This is a genomic window from Thalassotalea insulae (assembly GCF_030161395.1).
Lineage (GTDB): Bacteria > Pseudomonadota > Gammaproteobacteria > Enterobacterales > Alteromonadaceae > Thalassotalea_E > Thalassotalea_E insulae.
Map to the genome: position 1 here is coordinate 47,669 of NZ_BSST01000001.1, position 16,732 is coordinate 64,400.

General features: G+C 39.3%; 15 protein-coding genes. 5 read left to right on the forward strand and 10 right to left on the reverse strand.

What is annotated here, in order from left to right; all coding sequences use genetic code 11:
• Positions 1–238: 238 nt before the first annotated feature.
• The 5 genes from QQK06_RS00315 to QQK06_RS00335 form a co-directional block, all read right to left on the reverse strand.
• Positions 239–448 (reverse strand): hypothetical protein, encoded by a 210-nt coding sequence (locus QQK06_RS00315; RefSeq protein WP_284242516.1) that lies wholly within the window; start codon positions 446–448, stop codon positions 239–241.
• Positions 449–560: 112 nt separating this feature from the next.
• A complete protein-coding gene (locus tag QQK06_RS00320; RefSeq protein WP_284242517.1) occupies positions 561–944 on the reverse strand; it encodes a hypothetical protein in 384 nt (127 codons plus the stop codon).
• Between the two features lie 109 nt (positions 945–1,053).
• Positions 1,054–1,437, reverse strand: a complete 384-nt coding sequence (locus QQK06_RS00325; RefSeq protein WP_284242518.1) for a hypothetical protein — start codon at positions 1,435–1,437, stop codon at positions 1,054–1,056.
• A 495-nt stretch (positions 1,438–1,932) separates the two neighbouring features.
• Complete coding sequence (locus QQK06_RS00330) at positions 1,933–2,184, reverse strand: GNAT family N-acetyltransferase (RefSeq protein WP_284242519.1); 252 nt, start codon at positions 2,182–2,184, stop codon at positions 1,933–1,935.
• A 223-nt stretch (positions 2,185–2,407) separates the two neighbouring features.
• Complete coding sequence (locus QQK06_RS00335) at positions 2,408–3,793, reverse strand: GGDEF domain-containing protein (protein WP_284242523.1); 1,386 nt, start codon at positions 3,791–3,793, stop codon at positions 2,408–2,410.
• 257 nt (positions 3,794–4,050) lie between these two features.
• Between QQK06_RS00335 and QQK06_RS00340 the strand changes: the two genes are divergently transcribed.
• From QQK06_RS00340 to QQK06_RS00355, 4 genes are all read left to right on the forward strand, one after another.
• Positions 4,051–5,391: an HD-GYP domain-containing protein gene (locus QQK06_RS00340; protein ID WP_284242524.1), complete on the forward strand. Its 1,341-nt coding sequence runs from the start codon at positions 4,051–4,053 to the stop codon at positions 5,389–5,391.
• A 122-nt stretch (positions 5,392–5,513) separates the two neighbouring features.
• Positions 5,514–6,818, forward strand: coding sequence for a DUF4932 domain-containing protein (locus tag QQK06_RS00345; RefSeq protein WP_284242525.1), 1,305 nt, complete (start codon positions 5,514–5,516; stop codon positions 6,816–6,818).
• A 174-nt stretch (positions 6,819–6,992) separates the two neighbouring features.
• Positions 6,993–7,142 carry a hypothetical protein gene (locus tag QQK06_RS00350; RefSeq protein ID WP_284242526.1) on the forward strand — a complete coding sequence of 50 codons (150 nt, stop codon included), beginning with the start codon at positions 6,993–6,995 and terminating at the stop codon, positions 7,140–7,142.
• Positions 7,139–7,417: a ubiquitin family protein gene (locus tag QQK06_RS00355; protein WP_284242527.1), complete on the forward strand. Its 279-nt coding sequence runs from the start codon at positions 7,139–7,141 to the stop codon at positions 7,415–7,417. The genes QQK06_RS00350 and QQK06_RS00355 overlap by 4 nt, the downstream gene beginning before the upstream one ends.
• A gap of 22 nt (positions 7,418–7,439) precedes the next feature.
• Here the strand turns inward: QQK06_RS00355 and QQK06_RS00360 are convergent, their stop codons facing one another.
• From QQK06_RS00360 to QQK06_RS00370, 3 genes are all read right to left on the reverse strand, one after another.
• Positions 7,440–8,372, reverse strand: coding sequence for a polysaccharide deacetylase family protein (locus QQK06_RS00360; RefSeq protein ID WP_284242529.1), 933 nt, complete (start codon positions 8,370–8,372; stop codon positions 7,440–7,442).
• 111 nt (positions 8,373–8,483) lie between these two features.
• Complete coding sequence (locus QQK06_RS00365) at positions 8,484–9,665, reverse strand: cystathionine beta-lyase (RefSeq protein ID WP_284242530.1); 1,182 nt, start codon at positions 9,663–9,665, stop codon at positions 8,484–8,486.
• Between the two features lie 365 nt (positions 9,666–10,030).
• On the reverse strand, positions 10,031–12,487 hold the full coding sequence (locus QQK06_RS00370) for a DNA polymerase II (RefSeq protein ID WP_284242531.1): 2,457 nt from the start codon (positions 12,485–12,487) through the stop codon (positions 10,031–10,033).
• A gap of 478 nt (positions 12,488–12,965) precedes the next feature.
• Here QQK06_RS00370 and dinG point away from each other — a divergent pair, with 478 nt between their 5' ends.
• A complete protein-coding gene (dinG, locus tag QQK06_RS00375) occupies positions 12,966–15,080 on the forward strand; it encodes an ATP-dependent DNA helicase DinG (protein ID WP_284242532.1) in 2,115 nt (704 codons plus the stop codon).
• Here the strand turns inward: dinG and QQK06_RS00380 are convergent.
• Together QQK06_RS00380 and QQK06_RS00385 are read right to left on the reverse strand one after the other, a co-directional pair.
• Entirely contained in the window at positions 15,077–15,760 is a 684-nt protein-coding gene (locus tag QQK06_RS00380; protein WP_284242533.1) for a hypothetical protein, read from the reverse strand. The two genes, dinG and QQK06_RS00380, sit on opposite strands and share 4 nt — an antisense overlap.
• A gap of 71 nt (positions 15,761–15,831) precedes the next feature.
• Complete coding sequence (locus QQK06_RS00385; protein ID WP_284242534.1) at positions 15,832–16,713, reverse strand: MBL fold metallo-hydrolase; 882 nt, start codon at positions 16,711–16,713, stop codon at positions 15,832–15,834.
• Between the last annotated feature and the right edge of the window lie 19 nt (positions 16,714–16,732).

Consider the following 16,732-nt stretch of genomic DNA (forward strand, 5'->3'; position numbering starts at 1 on the left):
AAACCTAAAAGTTTAACTGGAATAGAAAAGTGAGTATTGAATTCACTCCCTGAACATTAAGGCTTATTCCTTTAAATTAATGCCGTACTTTAAATTCTTAACCACGTTTTAACAACGAATATTTTCAAGAATTCTGAACAACATATAACGCCCCATTCAGGGGCTTTTAATAGTTGGCTAAAATAACGAACGCAGTGAGGAAAGCCAACTGTTAAAAGTCCCGCACTGCAATGGCTTGTTATATGCTATTTAAAATCAAAACCAAGCCTTTTGTTACCGCAACAAATATAGCTAAACCAACCATAATTTTCGGTAACTTTGGGTAATTACCTATCATGTATTTTAGAGCTGGAGATTTATCTACTGTTCCAAGTTTTCCGCTGAAATGCAAAGCACCCATAACGCAAATTAAAATCACCAATAATGTATTGTATGGTTCAGGCAACATCTATTCTTTCCATGGCATATAACGCCGCAATATGGGGCGTATTAAGCTTGGCTAAAATCAGCGAAGAATGAGCGCCAGCCAAGCTTTAGACGTCCCATTTATAATTGCCTTGTTAGTTGGCACTTAAACTACGCTGCCACACTTGTTTAAAATTTTGCTCTGACATTAAGACCAATGTATCACTTTTAATATTGACAATGTTGAAATTTATACTTGTTGATTTACCTAATACAGATTCTGACATTGTTAATTTATTATTTGAAATAAACCACTTACCTTTGGTTTTGTATTTGTGGGCATCACCAAAACCATCTGAATAGCCAACCTCTTCCACAATACACTTAAGATCACTGTTTGCGGCAAAAGTACATGTTTTTATATCAGTGAAATCATTTCCTTTGATTGTATAAACCCATGTACCGATTACCGAATGTTCATTTGCCGCTTGAGTTATGGTAGGAAAGAAGATTAATAAGAACGCCAATATAGATTTCATGCTCGACCTCCGTGCCTACTAACGCCCTGTTAACAGGCAAAAAATAGTTGGTTAAAATTAGCGACGACGGAGCAAAACCAACTGTTTTTTGTCCTTGTTTAACAGCTTGTTAGGGTTTCTTGTTACAAGCCCCAGCAAAACCACAATCACCGTTTATAAAAGCTAAATCAGTAATTTCTAGATTTGGATATGCTTCAGTTCTACGACCAAAGCCAATAATACCAACTTGACGATTTATTAATGTTAAATAGACCGCAGGGTAAGGCGTTTGTTGGAAAAATAGTACAACATATACGTTTTCAAATTTATGAGTAAGTAAATTTAACTCTTTAACCGTTTGTACTTTATAAGTCCCGAATTCGTCTGCCCACTCATGATAACCACGAGAAATATTATCATTTAATAATTTTATACGTAGGTTATTACCTATGATATTTATTTCTTTATCGATGTCCCAACCACAGTTTTTAGTTATGCTAATTACATCAAACATTTGTGTTCTACACTCTTGTTTTTCTTCATCAACAGAAATATTTACCGTTGTGCCATAAATTGTTGAGTACTCATATTTTTGAGCAAAGGATGTGAAAGATAGAAAAACGATTAAAAATGCTAGATATTTGATTGGAACCTCCCTGAAACCCTAACAGCTTATTAGTAGGAATAATTCTCGGTTTCTGTCGTAAACCTGTCTACTAATAATTTCAATTTAATTGAACACACATTAATACATTAATATCTTTATATCTTTATATCAATAACTTATTCAAATATTACACCTACGATCTAGTTGTAGAAAGCGAGAATTTTTCTCGTTTTCTGGCACAAAGCGGGAAAACACCGTAACTGTATATTTAAACAGTGCATTAAAAAGTAAAATCTAATAAATTTAAGCTAATTATTGCTTACAATTTTCCGAACTAAGCATCGCGTATTGGAACTCGCTTCCCCAAGCTCCTTTAAAAAAGATATTCTGTATAAAATGCGCTTATCGTCTGAAATTCAAACCCTCAAGTGGCTGCCACGACGCAATATTTTCAGTGTCGGTAACAGCAATCACGCGGTGTTTATGTAGCGTTAAAAACACGTAAGCCAATAAGCGTTTTATCACAATAGACGCAATTCTCTGGCGCTGATATTTAGGGGCAATTGTAAAGCCAATTTCAACTTGCTCATTATCAATAAAATGTATTGCAAGATCTCCTAGCAGTTCATCATTGTCTTGCCGCGCTACCGCCAATTGCTACCAACAGCTCTGGCAAACAAATATCGCATAATCCATATTATTAAATAACGTAACGGCATCTTGATAACTGTAATCTGACCAACTCTGATATTTAGCCACCTGTTATTAGCTACGACAATTGGCAAATACTCGTAAGTCTTTTTCTTCAAACGCTCTGATAATTTAATTTTCTGCAATTATTTTCGGGACCATAACATCCATTTCCTTATAATTCCGATTAAGCTTTGACGACTTGATTACGACCATTATTTTTTGCCTGATAAACCGCTTGATCGGCACGTTTAATAAAACTAGCTATCGATTCTTCAGCGGTATATTGTGCAACACCAAAACTGCCGGTAAATTTTGGTAAATCTTTAATGTCAGTCTGCGCTAATGTCATTCTAAGCTTTTCAGCCATAACACAAGCTTCCGATAACGGCTGATTGCGCATTAGTACTGCAAACTCTTCCCCGCCTAAGCGAAAAACCAAGTCTGACTCACGAATCGTCTTTTTAATTAGCGCTATTGCTTGCACTAATACCTTATCGCCAACATCATGCCCATAGTTGTCATTGATCTTTTTGAAGTGATCTAAATCAATTAAAATCACACTTAGCAGAGATCCGCGTTTGGCCAATAAAAACTCTGCCGCCAAACTTTCATCCCATTTATGGCGATTATAAGCACCGGTGAGTTTATCCGTTGTCGCCAGCTGTAGTAGCTTATGTTCAACTTCGTAACGATTATCCAACTCAGTTGAAAACCGCTCAACCATGGCATTCATACTGGTTGCTAATCCAGCAAACTCATCAGTTTTTACTGTAATTTTTGCCGCTTCATCCGCACCTTTGCCCTCCGAGATCTGTTGGCTTAACTGATCAATCCCCTGCTGAATTTCCCCTACTCTGCGGCGAAAACCACTGATAATGTACAGGGTAAGATAGATACCGATTATCAATGCAGAAACACCAAGCGCGGTATTTACATAAAAGAACTCTCTTTCATGACGCACTGCATTCTCCGCAATTTCTTCAGTTAAGGTTTCTATTTCGGCTAATAAATTGATCGCCTCGCCATCGAGTAGTGCTAGCTCAGACTCTAGCTGTTCCCAGTGCGTATCACTATCAGGTTGATGCAAAATATTAAAGACAGTGTGCGCGCTAGATTGAAATGCATTTAATTCTTGTTGAAACCCAGTTAACATCGCGATAACTCGACGATGTTCGTCAAGCTTCTCTTCAATATTACCACTGATGATGCCGTTGTTAATGATCTCAGAAGCAAGTCGAATTTCCCTAGTCACCCGCTGCGATAACTCATTAAACTGCTCTCGCTCGTCAGCAATTTCATGGTGCAAATCAACTTTATTTTTATGCTGTTTTTTATACCGGATTTGTTCAAAAATAATATGCTTTTCTAACTGCAATACTTCTAATTCAGAAATGACTTTGGTCAGTGGAAAGTCAATACGCGCCACTTCCTGCATTTCCATACTGATTTGCTGCAGTTTAATCACTGAATAAAGAATAACAACAAATAAAAAACCTAATAATATCGAAGATAAACCACTGATTTTTCGACTTAACGATTGAAATGACCAGAGAGAAAGTCCTTTAGACATGGCAACAATAGCCCCTTAATAACTAATAGCAGCAGAGTAAAAGGAATGTCTATTAAAGTCAAAATGAACAATCACTCACAAGCAAATGCTATCCCTTACCTATCAGCCCCAATAATGAATATACAGTGACATTTGTTTAGCCGCTAAATATCTCCTGTTCACTATTTTTATGCTATAACTAACAATAACTCAATAGCTTAGGAAAAATCATTGCCAAAGTAAACGACGCTCAGAAATATAACAATAAAGGATCAACAGTGGATACAGAAACGGTTATTAACGCCCATTATGTCAATCACCTTGCCAATGTAAATAACAAAAAGAAAGTTGTCGCTACAGAAAATATTTACAACCAATTTGGTGCGCTGCTCGTACCTAAAGGTACCGCTATTGAGCACAGAGTGCACGATTTTCTCGTTGGCCACAAAATGAAAAAACAACTTGATGAGTTTATCACTGTTGACGGCTGTTTAACTGCCAATTCACTCGTAGCAGAATTCAACAAGCTTTTAGCACTCTTTCCAGATCTGCAGCAAATTCATCAATGCATAGACTTTGGTCAGATGCTCGAACATTTATGCTCTGTACAACAAATTCCTCGAATACTATTACAAAAGCTCACCATCCTTAAGTTGCAGCTTCCTACCATTTTTGAACAAACACTATTTAGTACCTGGCTCGGCTGTATGCTTGCAAAAGAAATGAAGCTTTCCCCGCAACACATACGCAACACCTTTTACGTTGGCTTATTACATGATTTAGGTTTGCTCCATATTGATCCCGAACTTATCTCCAAGCAGGGAAGTTATTCAGATCAAGAATGGCACAGTGTTAAGCACCATATGATGATCAGCGTGGCCATCGCTAAACTCATTTACCCATTTGATGAAGAAGTTTACCGCGGTATAAAGGAGCATCATGAGCGCTGTGATGGCACAGGATACCCAAAAGAATTACGCAATGAACAACTCAGTTATAGCGGGCAACTGATTGGTTTAGCAGATATCATCTGTCACATCCGCACCCGACAATACCAGCAGTCAGGCAAATCAATGGCCAATATCATGCCTTATATTCAAATTAACCAACATTCGTTTAAATATGAATCCTATCAAGCGATGTATACCCTAGTGCAACGTGCCGAGCTGGAAATTAGTGATTTGTTAAACCGCAAAGATTTTCTGGCATTACCTAAACGATTGATTTTACAGCGAGTAAGAATAACCCAACTCCACCTAGCGTTTGCTGATTTTGTCGCGCTGTTTCCAAAAGAAACTAAGGGTAAGCATAGTAAAGCGTTGATCGAATCCTGCGAACATATTGGTGATACCATAAAAAGAGCGGGCCTTAATAGCCCGGAAACCTTAGATTGGTTAGAAAGTATCAGTGATAGTGACTTTAACGATGCACGTCAGGAACTTCAGGAGTTAGATAGTATGCACTACGAGCTACTATGGCAATTTAAAAAAGTGTTTCGTATTATCCCAGATTTTTTGCAAGAAGAATTACCGGCTAAAGCTAAACTTGCTCCACAACTAAATGCACACGCAGAAACCATGCAGCAAAACCTACTACAAGCTTGGACAGATTATCAATAACTTCAGCCTGACTATTCAGTCCATTAAAAATTATCTATATTATTATCAATGAGTTAAATTAACTTAAAGACAAATCAATCACAACAGAAATGAGGTCAATTTTGCACTATACAAGGATATTTTTGCTGCTCTGTGCTCCATTTTACGCATCAGCAGGCGAACAACAGCTAGTATTACAGCATGCAAATGCACAATTAATTATTGAGCGTTTTTTCAATCAAACACTAGATTTTAGTCAACTTCCCGCGCAAAAAAACATCTACCTTACGTACTGGGGCAATACACCAACGGCTGAAATCAAACACGAAGATCAACATTTGACTATTGGCTATCAAGGGGATGAAATAGAACAACTTCATCTACAATTAGGAGAAGAAGTCAAAACTATTTCGTTTTACCTGCAAGGTCAACCAGCACATTATAGCAATAACTACATTGCAAGCCATCAAGGAAAAGTCTCAGTTGCCACCCCTGCGGTTTATGAGCTTAGCAATATTGTGTTGGCATTGTCAGACAAATATCGTCAGTCTTATCAGCAAAATCATCAAGGTGAAGATTATTATCAACAAATGCTGCAATGGTTTTCCCCTTTTGCCACACATCCACTCATTAGCAAGCTCAAAGAGGCCGATTATTATTCATTAGTCGAAAATGGGCCGGCATATCAATTCAAAAAAGAGCAAATTAAACCGTCTGAAGTTTATAGCGGATTCAGAGCACAAAACGCTATCAAAGATTACAATAAGCTGCTGGCTGATTTTGCCAAAGAAAGTAAATTTCATGCGTTTTATCAGCAGCATCAAAATTACTATGCCAGCCTGCATCAGCAATTTGAGCTTAGCGTTCAACCTCAGCGTATTTGGCAATGGTTAGAGCATCAATTCCCCGGGCGTTATAATAGCTATAGGGTATTCTTTTCACCGTTAGGGATCGGCAATCACAGTGCTCGAATGTATGACAATAATGGTTTTAAAGAATCAGTAATGTTTATTAGCGGTCCTAATCGTTATCAAAATGAAGAAATATCAGCGTCACTGAAAGCGATAAAACTTACCCGTAGTTTTTTTACCGAAATCGACCATACCTATGTCAACCCAATATCAGATCTTTATATAGATGAGATAAACCAAGCACTCGCTGATTTAACTCCTTGGTACAAAGGCGGGGGTTATAACAAACCATATCTGGTATTTAACGAATACATGACCTGGGCGATATTCTCGTTATACGCCAAAGAACATTACCCTGAACAAGACTTTCTACAAATTAAAGATGACATCGAAAACTTTATGAGCCAAAAGCGCGGTTTTTATCTGTTCAAGGCCTTTAATGAGCAATTGCTCAAGATGTATGAAAAGAAAAAGCCAACAGAAAAAATTCCTGATCTTTATCCAGTGCTCATTGACTGGTTTAACCATAAAACCTAAGCGGCTATTGAGAAAATAGAACATGGAGTAGCAATAAGCTAACAACAATCATTCGTTACTCCTTTTATTGCCCTTAATATTTTTCGGTTTGAAAAAAATTGCCTAAGCTTTAACAATCAGAAAGAAGCTTCACATGATTGATTGGCGAATATTGGACAAAGCAAAGGATTAGCAATGTCAAAGATCATATTACTTGGTACCCGCAAAGGTACTTTAATTTTTCAACAACAAAACGGTCAGTGGCAACCGAAACCAATAATGCACCAAGGGATCCCCGTTTACTATGCCGCCTATTTATTCAGTGCGTTTTGGAACGTTAATTGATTAATGTTGAGATGACACATCACTTATATCGGTATTTTCCACTTCTGGAAAATACCGCGCTTGAACTGGACGCAGGCTCAATTGCCGATGTTTTACATCAAATCAATCAACTGGCCCCCGGATTTACTCAATACATCCTTGACGATAACGGCGCTTTGCGCCGACACGTCAATATCAGTATCAATAATCAGCTATTAATTGACCGAAAAACCTTGTTAGATAAAGTACCAGACAACGCCAAACTCTATATTTTTCAGTCGCTCACAGGAGGCTGAGAAAATTAAAAACATTTCATCTCTACTCTTGACTGGTTTTGTTTAACACTTGCTGATCAAACGCCTGCTTAAGGTATGCTTCGTCCAGCGTTTTATGCCAAAGGTTAGATTTTTGGTCATTATCTCGCGCGATTTCACCAATGCGCCCCGGGTTATATTTTAATACGCGCTCAGTTTGATACAGGGCAATATCATCGGTGTACGCTTGCTCAGGTGAAATAATTTTCCAACCTTGGCGTCTAAGTTCATCCACCAAATCGCCAATAAACAAGGCGGTTATATCCATTTCATGGAGCAGTAACACATGTTTAGGTGAGCGGCCAAGGTAAGTGTTCGCCATTTGATCATAATATTGAATACTGGCCATCAAAGTTTTTACATAAAATTGGCGCATCCGCTCCATATCCAAAGGCTGGCCGCTTTTAATCGATTGCTGAAACAGTGTTTCAATGTACCAATCATAATTGTTCAAAGTGATATAGCCATTGCGATAACCGCGATCTTTTAATAGTGCGCGCATGCCGTTTCTTTTTTCTAAGGTATTGCCTTCTCTCAGATAAGGAAAGCGATATAACGGACTAAAGTTGCTAAACGGGCGTAACTGACGATCGGCACGTAAAAAATTATCACTATACTGCTCTAGCGTTAAACGATTAAAATCGGGATGGGTATCACTATGATTAGCGATAATATGACCTGCAGTATTATATGCATTAACTCGTGCCACCCCTTCCGCATCTAACCTGCTGGTGACAACAAAAAACGCCACTTGCTCCACCTGATGAGCTTTTAGGTTAGCAATCAGTTTAGCCGCTCGAGTTTTACCATCAAAATAACCCTTTGCGGCGCGCGGTGCATCATCAAAGGTCAGCGCTATTTCTTTACTGAAACCATCGAAAGATATGAACAGCGCAAACAATATCATTAGCGCTTTTAAGCTACTATTAATCGTCATTTATTAGTTTCCCTACTGATAAAAAGTACCCAAAAAAATAAGCCAGATAATTTTACAACTCGCTGGCTTATTTTATTAAATTAATATTATCAAATGCTATCAATTATACGACTAACGTTGCGCTAAGCTGTGATTTAATCGCTCAAACCCTTGCGTTAAATCTTCTATTAAATCATCCGCATCTTCTAATCCTATATGTAAACGGATCAGCGGATGCTGATATGGCCAACCGGTGGCAGTACGTAATCGACCAACATTAGTATTTGCTAAAATCAAACTTTCAAAACCGCCCCAGGAATAACCCATTTTAAAATGGTGCATACCATCGAGTAAGGCATTAACCGAGGCCTGATCGCCACGATTTAGCACAAAAGAAAATAACCCGTTTGAACCGGAAAAATCCCGCTCAAAATACTCATGTCCCGGACAAGATGAAAATGCCGGATGTAAAATTTTATCCACCTCTTCACGTTGCTCAAGCCAACGGGCAATTTTCAACGCATTCTCCTGATGTTGTTTTAACCGAACCCCCAAAGTGCGAATACCACGCATCGCAAGATACAAGTCGTCCGGCGACGTACATTGCCCCATCAAATAGCTATTTTCTCTTAAGGTTTCCCAGTATTTTTCTGTCGCAGTTGCGGTGCCTAACATCACATCCGAGTGGCCGACAATGTACTTTGTTGCCGCCTGAATCGAGATATCCACGCCATAATCAAACGGCTGAAAATTTACACCTGCGCTCCAGGTATTATCTAACATCACAATACAATCATGTTGATGAGCAGCTTTAGCAATACCTGGCACATCTTGCACCTCCATGGTGATTGAGCCAGGAGACTCTAAAAAGACGATAGCGGTATTTTCTTGGATCAGCTGCTCAATATCTTTACCTATTAACGGATCATAATAAGTGGTTTCAACGCCAATACGGGTCAAAACCTTATCGCAAAAGTCTCTGGTTGGCTCATAAGCTGTATCGACCATTAAAATATGATCACCAGCTTTAACAAAGGCTAAAATCGCATTGGTAATCGCCGCTGTGCCGGATGGATACAGCGCGCAGCCCGCTCCACCTTCAAGCTCTGTCATCGCATCTTGAAAAGCAAAAGACGTAGAAGTGCCGCGACGACCATAAAATAATACCTGCTCACCACGATGGGCAGTGGCATGTTTCATCTCTTTTACCGACTCAAACACTACTGTTGATGCTCGTTCCACCGGTGGATTTACTACGCCTCTCGTCCATTTTTTACTACGTCCGGCATTAACGATTTTGGTATCTTTTCTCATTAAACTAATTCCATTGACTTATTTAGATATCGTGACACTTTAGCATTCTAGCCATCTAAACATCTTTATTCGTTTTAATCAAACCCTAATCAAAAAAAGTGCGAGTGATTGTTATAATTTTATCAGCCTGCACATGCATTATGGTTATTAATATTAAAACATTTGTCTCGAAAACTGTTGTCACATAATTCACATAATTCAGTTTATTGATAAATAGTTGCTAGCGTAATAAAAGCACGCTTCATCAGCTTGGATGTCTATATTGAGCTTCCTCGCAAGACCTTACGCGTATTGCCTGTCTATCTAACAACAGTTCTCTGGCTCCTCATGAAAATGCTGTTGAAGCATTTACGTCAGCACACTTTTTAAAACAATGATTGCTGTTGATCAACAATCGCCGTAAACGACTCATTAATAAAAGGCAAAATGGCATCTGCAACAGTAGCTATCTGTTTATCAATATATAACTGATAATCCAATGGCGCGGTAACATAGCCCTTGGCCTGTGGCCCTGCTGTAGTTAAATAATATTCAATCCAGCCTTTACCCTGAAATTTTAACGGTTTGCCTTGTTGTTGATTAATAGCATCAGCTGCGCGCGCTGCTTTAATATGCGGCGGCACATTTTTCACATACTCACTGAGTCGTTTACGAATCCGTTTACGGTATACGAGTAAATCATCCAATTTACCGTCATAAGTATCTTGCACCACTTGCATAACATACTCTTTGACTGGTTCCTGGTTAAAGACTTTTAAATACAGACTACGTTGAAAGGTTTTTGCTAATTCGGTCCAGTCAGTTCTAACACTTTCCAGTCCTTTAAATATAATTTGAGTATCACCATTTTCCCGCACTAAACCTGCGTAACGCTTTTTGGTACCAACATCTAGCCCGCGAATTGTCGGCATAAAAAACTGACTAAAATGAGTTTCAAATTCAATTTCTAGCTCACTTTTAATATGAAATTCCGCCTCTAATTTTTGTTGCCACTGGCTATTGATAAATTCAGCCAATGATGCTCCAAGCGCTCGGCTTTGCTCGGCGCTTTTATCATTACCGACATGAACAAATATCGAATCAGTATCACCATAAATCACCCGATAACCTTTCGCTTCAATCCAGACTTGCGTCTGCTTTAATAATTGATGGCCACGTTTAGTAATAGAGCCAGACAAACGAGGATCGAAAAATCGGCAGCCGGTCGAGCCCAAGACACCGTAAAAGGAATTCATAATAATCTTAATTGCCTGCGATAACGCCGCATTGTTTTCTTGCTTTGCTTTATCCCGCTCTTGCCACAGATCTTTAATGATCTGAGGTAAAAAATGCTTATCACGTGAAAAATACGCACCATCAAAACCTTCAATAGCATCTTCTGGTGCTTTTAACCCCTCGATCATTCCCATAGGGTCAATATTAAATGAGCGAATAATACTGGGATATAGGCTCTTAAAATCCAACACCAGTACATTTTGATAAAGCCCAGGAATAGAATCCATGACATAGCCACCTGGCGAGACTAAACCTTTTAAACCATCACCAAGGTTAGGCGCGACATAACCTGCACGATGCAACTTAGGTAAATAGAGATTAGTAAAGGCTGCGACTGAACCGCCGATACGATCTAAAGTCAGCCCGGTTAATTGCGCCCGTAACATCGCAAATTCCAGTAATTGCGTTTTTTCAAAAATCTGTGTCACTAAACGGCAGTCTTCCAGGTTATAAGCTGCAAGCGCTAATTTATCATGATGAAAATTGTCGGTGATCTCCTGCACCCGGTTATCAACATCTTCAACTTTCTTCCCTCTAGCCAGCAATTCAGTGGCGACATAATCGAGTGAGAAGCTTGGAAAGTTATAAGTGGCGGTTTTTAGCAAATCGATACCATCAAGCACTACCCGACCTGCGATATCTATATATTGCTGGCCACTATTATTATTTTTCCGCCATCTAGGCGCTTTACCGTCACGACCGATTGAAAAAAGTAATTGATACAAATCACAACGTTTTTGCAATACATTAAAATCAAACTGTACGACATTCCAGCCGATAACCACATCCGGGTCGTGTTGCTTAAACCAGTCAATTAATGCGACAAGCAAAGCCTTTTCATCCTCAAGCCATCTAATGCATGGCGCAATTTGTTGCCGCTCGATTAATGGCAACTTACTCTTAGTGTTTGAATTGTCACCTATCATCAACACTTGCGTTAATGACTTACCATTTAGCGCATGGGAATATAAACCGATAGAGTAAAGCTCACCCTGCATCGAACATTCAATATCCAGTGATACCATGTCCAATAAAAAGCCACTGTCTATTTGTGTTTTAGGGATCGGCCGACATTGTTGGGCATAAATACGAGGGGCTGCGTGACTGGAAGTATTTTCAGCCATGATTGCCTGTTCACTGACATTAAACTGGCAATGGGCGGTGACAAAACGTTCCATCAAAAAACGATCTTCCGGTCGAAAATCATCTTCATAACATTTGATGCGATAACTCGCTAAGATTTCTTTTGCACGATAATAATCGCGCATCGAACGAAAATAGATAGCGCAAACTGATTGCTGATTAAAGGTTTTTAACGCCAATGGCGTTATTTTCTCATAACTGATGGCATGATCATTTAGATATTGCGTTACCTGCTGTTGTAGAGTTGCTTCAACAAAAAACACCGTCGATTGCTGCGTAACTAAAACATTGGCCGGCCCCTGCTCGGTCTTTAGCCAATAAGACAGGCAAATCCCCTGCTGAGTATCAAAAGCCTGGCGCGTCAGTAAAAAGCCTGACAATAATTTATCTGCAGGAATTTCCATTTAAAGGTTCTAATACCAATTGAAATAACGATTTAACCCATTCAGAGCTATGTCAGGGAAATTAGAACAAAACAAATTGATGCCGTTGTAGTTACTCTCTAACAACACAATTTGTACAGTTATCATTTTCCTGACAAACTCCCAAAAGGCGAGTTTAAAAGGCTTATATGCAGCGTTACTGATTTTGATAAGGTTATTACATGGATGTAATATATTAGGGTAACGCAGGAGCAGTTACCGAGAATAACCATTATCTGCAATCAAAGCCTTGCCTACATCAATGTAGGTACTTAGGTTTTGCCTATAATATAAAACCTGTGCCTATATGCCGTTTAATTCTCGCTCAATGATCAAAAATTTAATTCAGTTGCTATAATTAGCCACCACAAACTGTTAATATATACAGCATTGTAAAATAAAAGCTGAGCAAAGGAAACCGAGCTTAGTCGAGCTAAAGGAATAATTTCCGCTACTACTTATGCTATCCGATAAAATAAAACAGGCGATTCGCAGCGCCTACAAGGCAATTGGCGAGAACCTAAGCAACTTTAATCCAAGAAAACAGCAAACCTTTCTCATTGCGGAAATAGCTAAAACCTTAGCGGGTGATTATGACAAAACCCGTAAAATCATTGCTATCGAAGCTGGCACTGGTACCGGTAAGTCCTTAGCTTATTCATTAGGCGCGATCCCTTTAGCACTGACACGACAAAAAACCGTCTGTATTTCTACCGCGACGGTGGCATTACAAGAACAATTAGTTGATAAAGACTTACCGTTTTTAAAAAAACATGCGGGCTTAGATTTTAATTTTGCGTTAGTTAAAGGACGCCAACGTTACGTCTGTCGACAAAAACTCAAACAAGCAGTGAGCCAGGAAGAAAATCCTCAAGCAGGTTTTACCTTTGCCGAAAAACCGAGTGAATATGAGCTTAAGTTATTAAAAAATCTCAATCAGGCGTTAGCAGAAAACCGCTGGCAAGGCGATCGTGACTCCTGGGCCGACCCGATTCCTCAGCACATCTGGCAGTCAATTCAATCAGATAAACATAGCTGCATCAAAGGACAGAATGAACATAATCATTGTCCATTTCATCAGGCAAGAGAGGCCATGGAACAATGTCAGGTATTGGTGATTAACCATAGTTTACTGCTTGCCGATTTAGAACTCGGTGGTGGGAAAATTTTACCCGCGCCAGAAGATACATTTTACGTTATCGATGAGGCACATCATCTGCCAAAGGTTACGCGTGACCATTCAAGCGCAAGTGTTACCTTAAAGGGAGCCCTAGACTGGCTTGAAAAAACCAAAGAGTTAGGCGATAAAATGGCAAAATTGATCAAATCGAATTCAGCTATCTCACCATCACTGAAACTCGCCGATGATTGTCAGGAGTTAATCGCAGAATTACAAAAAGTATTGCGTTTTATCGACAATAATCAGGCATTATATTTCACGCCAGCAAACAAAAATAACTCAACATTTACTAATGATAATGATTCGGCACTTTTTCGTTTTGAAAATGGCGTAGTCCCCAAACTGATCAAGCAACAAGCAGAAGACCTGACAGAATTAAGTAAGAAATGTTTAAGCCATAGTAACAAACTCTATAACCTGTTGGTGGAATCGGTAAAAGATGGAGACAGTCAAAGTTACCTTGCTGAGCCGTTACTGGCAGAATCAGGTTTTATTATTCAGCGACTGGAAAATTTTAACGCCCTATGGGCAATGTATGCCAAAACCGACAGTGAAAAATCTGCTCCATTGGCACGCTGGTTAGAAAAAATCAGCGGCAAACGCCAGGATTATTTATTATCGGCATCACCAATCGAGGTCGGCTTTACTCTAGAAGATATGTTGTGGTCAAAATGTGAAGGCGCGGTGTTATGTTCTGCGACCATTTTAGCGTTAAATTCGTTTGATTATTTTCGTCGTCAGGTTGGACTAGCAACCAACGATGGCACCCAATATCAAAAAGTAGACTCACCATTTGATTATCAAAGCAATGCGCAATTAGTCATTGCTAAGATGACTAATGAACCCAGTAGTCCACAATTTACTGACGAATTAATTAAACAATTACCCGCATTAATTAAGCAAGACAAGGCGACCCTGGTATTGTTTTCTTCCTATTGGCAAATGGAACAAGTGGCAAAAGCGCTTAGAGAGCAACATCAGGTGCAAATTCAGGTTCAGGGTGAACAAGCAAGACAGCACATTATCGACACCCATAAAAAGCGCTGTGATAACGATGTCGCCAGCGTTATTTTTGGCACCCAAAGTTTTTCTGAAGGGCTAGATTTACCTGGGAAATATTTAACTAATTTGATTATTACCAAGTTGCCTTTCTCAGTGCCGACTTCCCCAGTAGAAGAAGCTCAAGCTGAATATATTAGCGCCAAAGGCGGTAACCCGTTTATGTCGATATCGGTGCCAGATGCGTCAAAAAAATTGATCCAGGCTACCGGCCGGTTATTAAGAAATGAACAAGACACTGGCGTGATCACCATCATGGATAAACGTCTACTGACCAAGCGCTACGGCAAAGAATTACTCGCGTCTTTACCACCTTATAAAATCATCAAAGCTTAATGGTTTAATATTGGAAAATCGGCCTCGGCCGCTAGTTTGGCTTCCAATAACGCTTGTTGTAGCTGAAGCAAAATGGTCGATTTACTTTTGTGAAGATAATGAAAAGCATCAAATGACTTTAGTACCACACGTTGATACTGATTATTATCTAAATCCGAGTAATTACCATAACCTTTAACATCTATCGATAAGATATAATTAAGTCGTGACGCCTGAAGCATCTTGCTGATCTGACTATCTCGTGGTACTTGGTAACTGCTAGCCTTCTTATCTACCATAAATTGAGCAGACGCAATACTACCGCTTATCGTACCAATTAGGTTATGTTTATCATCTAATGCCTCTTTGGAACAAGGCATAGACAATTGACAATAAAGTACCAAATCCCCGTGACCCAACGCCACCGGCACCCTAATATAATCGGGCAAAGACTGCTCAATTAATTCCGCTCTCACTAACACAGCGTCAACATTGCCACTATTAGCTTCACTGATGCCGCGCATCGGTGGGTATTCTTGAAATTTTACGTTAAAACCAATATTTGTATAGGCTTGATGGACAACATCTTTGACCCAGCTAATGATCGGATTATCCGGCAAGGCACTGATCACTATCACGTTGTCTTTGTTTATTGGACTTGCATAACTCAACGGAAGCAATGGCAATGTTATTAACAACAAACATATTCTAAGCATATTATTTTTCTAATTTTTATCTTTAGTTTTATTGTAGTAAAACACCCCTATGTTAGCTAAAAAGAACGATTAATAGTTTTACTATCGCCAACGGTTGAAAAATATTGATACTGACCACTTTTTAGCTGGTTAGGCACTTTCATCGGTACATGAATGCCAACATTACTATCGGCTGAAATAATGTCTGTTAAAATATCACGCCCTTCTGCGGAAAAGAAAAACCAGTATGGGGGAAAGTTGATATCAATTGTATGTTGTCGCCAATGCTGACGATAAGGCAGATAATGTTGAACATCCGGATCTGCATCTCCCATATGCATCACGCTGACATTATCGTTTAACACCACCTGAAACAAAATATTTTCAACGTCAGCACGACTGGGCCACCCGGCATGTGGAATACGGATAGCTGATACCGCTAACCCTGCACTTTTTTGTTGCCAGACATCGTCCCCCAATTGCAAATCAACCGCTATCATACGTGATGGCGCAATTGATAATTGCTGTTCAGCCATATACTGAGTTAACTGAGTAATAGCTTGTTGTGAGGCATATAATTTCACTTGCGTAAAGTTTTGCAAATAACGGGCAACACTGTCTACAGCAAAATGATCTCTATGGGCATGGCTGATAAACACCGCATCAACATCATCAAATGGCGCAGCGCCCGCGAACATAGCCTGTTTAACCTTATCTGGTACCAATTGATAAATGCCGATATTGTCGTGAAAAAACGGATCAAAGAGTATTTTCTGCTGTTTTGTTGCAACCAATAACGCTTCATTTCCCAAATATTGAACAACGCCTTGTTCAATCAACAACTGCTTGCCCCTTGCTTTATTATCGTTGACACCTGGCTCTGGAGAATGAAAGTCGTGGGCACCCACAACATGAATGCTGCCTAAAAAAAATGATAACAATAACAACTGCCACGCCATAGTAATTTCCTTTTATATG

What these genes read in the sequence shown, in the direction of transcription:
- QQK06_RS00315 (WP_284242516.1), bottom strand. Translation starts at nt 448, where the DNA reads ATGTTGCCTGAACCATACAATACATTATTGGTGATTTTAATTTGCGTT.
- QQK06_RS00320 (WP_284242517.1), bottom strand. Translation starts at nt 944, where the DNA reads ATGAAATCTATATTGGCGTTCTTATTAATCTTCTTTCCTACCATAACT.
- QQK06_RS00325 (WP_284242518.1), bottom strand. Translation starts at nt 1,437, where the DNA reads ATGTTTGATGTAATTAGCATAACTAAAAACTGTGGTTGGGACATCGAT.
- QQK06_RS00335 (WP_284242523.1), bottom strand. Translation starts at nt 3,793, where the DNA reads ATGTCTAAAGGACTTTCTCTCTGGTCATTTCAATCGTTAAGTCGAAAA.
- QQK06_RS00350 (WP_284242526.1), top strand. Translation starts at nt 6,993, where the DNA reads ATGTCAAAGATCATATTACTTGGTACCCGCAAAGGTACTTTAATTTTT.
- QQK06_RS00360 (WP_284242529.1), bottom strand. Translation starts at nt 8,372, where the DNA reads ATGACGATTAATAGTAGCTTAAAAGCGCTAATGATATTGTTTGCGCTG.
- QQK06_RS00365 (WP_284242530.1), bottom strand. Translation starts at nt 9,665, where the DNA reads ATGAGAAAAGATACCAAAATCGTTAATGCCGGACGTAGTAAAAAATGG.
- QQK06_RS00370 (WP_284242531.1), bottom strand. Translation starts at nt 12,487, where the DNA reads ATGGAAATTCCTGCAGATAAATTATTGTCAGGCTTTTTACTGACGCGC.
- dinG (WP_284242532.1), top strand. Translation starts at nt 12,966, where the DNA reads ATGCTATCCGATAAAATAAAACAGGCGATTCGCAGCGCCTACAAGGCA.
- QQK06_RS00385 (WP_284242534.1), bottom strand. Translation starts at nt 16,713, where the DNA reads ATGGCGTGGCAGTTGTTATTGTTATCATTTTTTTTAGGCAGCATTCAT.